The organism is Caulobacter sp., assembly GCF_049283275.1.
Lineage (GTDB): Bacteria > Pseudomonadota > Alphaproteobacteria > Caulobacterales > Caulobacteraceae > Caulobacter.
Map to the genome: position 1 here is coordinate 1 of NZ_JBAPVS010000340.1, position 2,258 is coordinate 2,258.

Annotated in this window: 3 protein-coding genes; 2 read left to right on the top strand and 1 reads right to left on the bottom strand. The window is 68.6% G+C overall.

Annotation, left to right across the window (positions count from 1 at the left end):
- Positions 1-162: 162 nt before the first annotated feature.
- Complete coding sequence (locus WAL33_RS19335; protein WP_422183368.1) at positions 163-597, bottom strand: CBS domain-containing protein; 435 nt, start codon at positions 595-597, stop codon at positions 163-165.
- 133 nt (positions 598-730) lie between these two features.
- Between WAL33_RS19335 and WAL33_RS19340 the strand changes: the two genes are divergently transcribed.
- Together WAL33_RS19340 and WAL33_RS19345 are read left to right on the top strand one after the other, a co-directional pair.
- Positions 731-1,237, top strand: coding sequence for a DUF1993 domain-containing protein (locus WAL33_RS19340; protein ID WP_422183370.1), 507 nt, complete (start codon positions 731-733; stop codon positions 1,235-1,237).
- 396 nt (positions 1,238-1,633) lie between these two features.
- A partial coding sequence (locus WAL33_RS19345; protein WP_422183372.1) for a DNA translocase FtsK 4TM domain-containing protein occupies positions 1,634-2,258 on the top strand: 625 nt, incomplete at its 3' end.

The window sequence follows — 2,258 nt, forward strand, 5'->3', positions numbered from 1 at the left end:
CCCCCCCTTTTCTTTTGTGCGGTGAACACTTGCCCCCTACGGGTCGCTTCGCGACCGTCTTCCCCCAAAGGGGGAAGAGCCGCGCCGTGGCAGGCTCCGCCCCCTATGGGGGCGGACAGACCGCGAAGCGGTCAGGTGGGGGCAAGGGGGTGAGCCGCTGACCTACTGCGCCGCCGCGTCCGCCGGTTCCGCCGAGATATCCTCGAGCGTCTTGCCGACCTGCTTGGCGCCGTAGTCCTTGGCCACGTCGCCCAGCGACAGGATGCCGGTCAGGTTTCCGGCTTCGTTGAGCACGACCAGGCGGCGGATCTGGTGATTGGCCATCTTGGCCGTGGCGTCGGCCAGGATGTCATCCTCGCGCACGCTCTGGACGTCGCCTTCGCTCATCGCTTCCGAGATCGGCGAGTCGAAGCTGCGGCCTTCGGCGACCACGCGCAGGACGATGTCGCGGTCGGTGACCAGGCCGACGACCTTGCCGCCCTCGACGATCGGCACGGCGCCGGTTTCGACATGGGCCATCACCTGGGCGACCTTTCGCACGGTGTCGGTGGGGGCGGCGGTGGAGACCTGGCTGGTCATCGCGTCGCTGACTTTCATGGGGAATGCTCCTGAAGGAGTGAATTGGGACCCTGTCAGAACCCCGGGATGCGATCGCCGTTCCGTGCGGCGGCGCTTTGCCCTGTCCGCGACACAGTCTAGATCGACCGGGCCTCATCCCCCGGAGCCTCCCATGACCCTCACCATCCACCAGGCCAGCGTCCCCGTCTTCGTCCAGGGCCTGAAAGGCCTGAAGGGCGTGCTGACCAAGGCCGCCGCGCACGTTGAAGCCAAGAAGCTCGACCCCGAGAGCCTGCTGAAGGCCCGCCTGTTCCCGGACATGTTCCCGCTGCTGCGCCAGGTGCAGATCGCCACCGACTTCGCCAAGGGCTGCGCCGCGCGCCTGGCCGGCGAGGAGGTTCCGGCCTGGGACGACGTGGAGACCGATTTCGCCGGCCTGATCGCCCGCGTCGAGCGCGCCATCGCCTATGTCGAGGACCTGGACCCGGCCAAGTTCGAGAACGCCGAGGACCGCGACATCACCCTGGTGCGCCGCGGCGAGACCAGCGTGGTCAAGGGCTTGGCCTATCTGCAAACCCAGGCCCAGCCGAACTTCTTCTTCCACCTGACCACCGCCTACGCGATCCTGCGCAAGAACGGCGTCGAGGTCGGCAAGAAGGACTATCTGGGCACGGCCTGAGCCTTCCGGAATTTGAAGCGAGGCGGCGGCCCCTCAGGGCCGCCGCCGGAACGCCCACACCAAGGTGGCCAGGGCGGTGAAGACCCCGGCGACCGCCGACAGAACCATCGGCAACTGACTCAAAAACTCCTTGTCCATGACCGGCGTCCAACTGACCCGTCCGACATGGCGGGTTACGCGCCAGAATGACTCCCGGCCACGTCGAGTCCGGACGCATGTTCTCTTTTTGTTCTAACCCTCCCCTCCGAGGAGGTGTCGGCGAAGCCGACGGTGAGGGAGCGGGCCCACAGGAAGAAAATCGCGACGCCACACCGCACGATCGCCCGATCATCGTAAACGCCCCTTAACCCTCTTGGGGCACAACATCCGGGTTCTACGGATGCAAGGTGACTTCTGATGGCGCGAGCGGCGCGGCGATCGAGCGTTGAACTGGTCTGGGACGCGGTGCGCTACGGCTGGGCCCAGCCGTGGTCGGCGCGGTTCCGGGGCGGGGTGATCTGCGTGATCGGCGCGGGCCTTCTGCTGTCGGTCGCCACCTACAACGCCGCCGATCCCAGCCTGAACGCCGCCACCGGCCAGCCGGCCACCAATGCGCTGGGAAGCGCCGGCGCGGCCCTGGCCGACATGGTCATGCAGTCGATGGGCCTGTCCGGCTGGGTCGCCGCTGCCCTGATGCTGGTGTTCGGCCTCTCGCGCGTCACCCAGCCCGATCCGGCCGCCCATCGCCGCGACCTGCGGGTTCGCGCCCTGGTCGGGGGTCTGGGCCTGCTGGCCCTGGCCGGTCTGCTGGCCGCCCCGCCGCGTCCCGCCGCCTGGCCGCTGGCCAAGGGCCTGGGCGGGTTCTGGGGCGACGGCGTGTTGAACCTGCTGGCCGGCCTTCTCGGCTTCGCCCACCTGCCCGGCGCGTCCCTGATCGCCGCCCTGCTGCTGGCGATCGGCGCGGTGGTGGCCCTGGGCTACGCCATCGGCGTGCGCCGCATCAACCCCGAGGCGATCGGCGACATGATCCACGACCTGATGC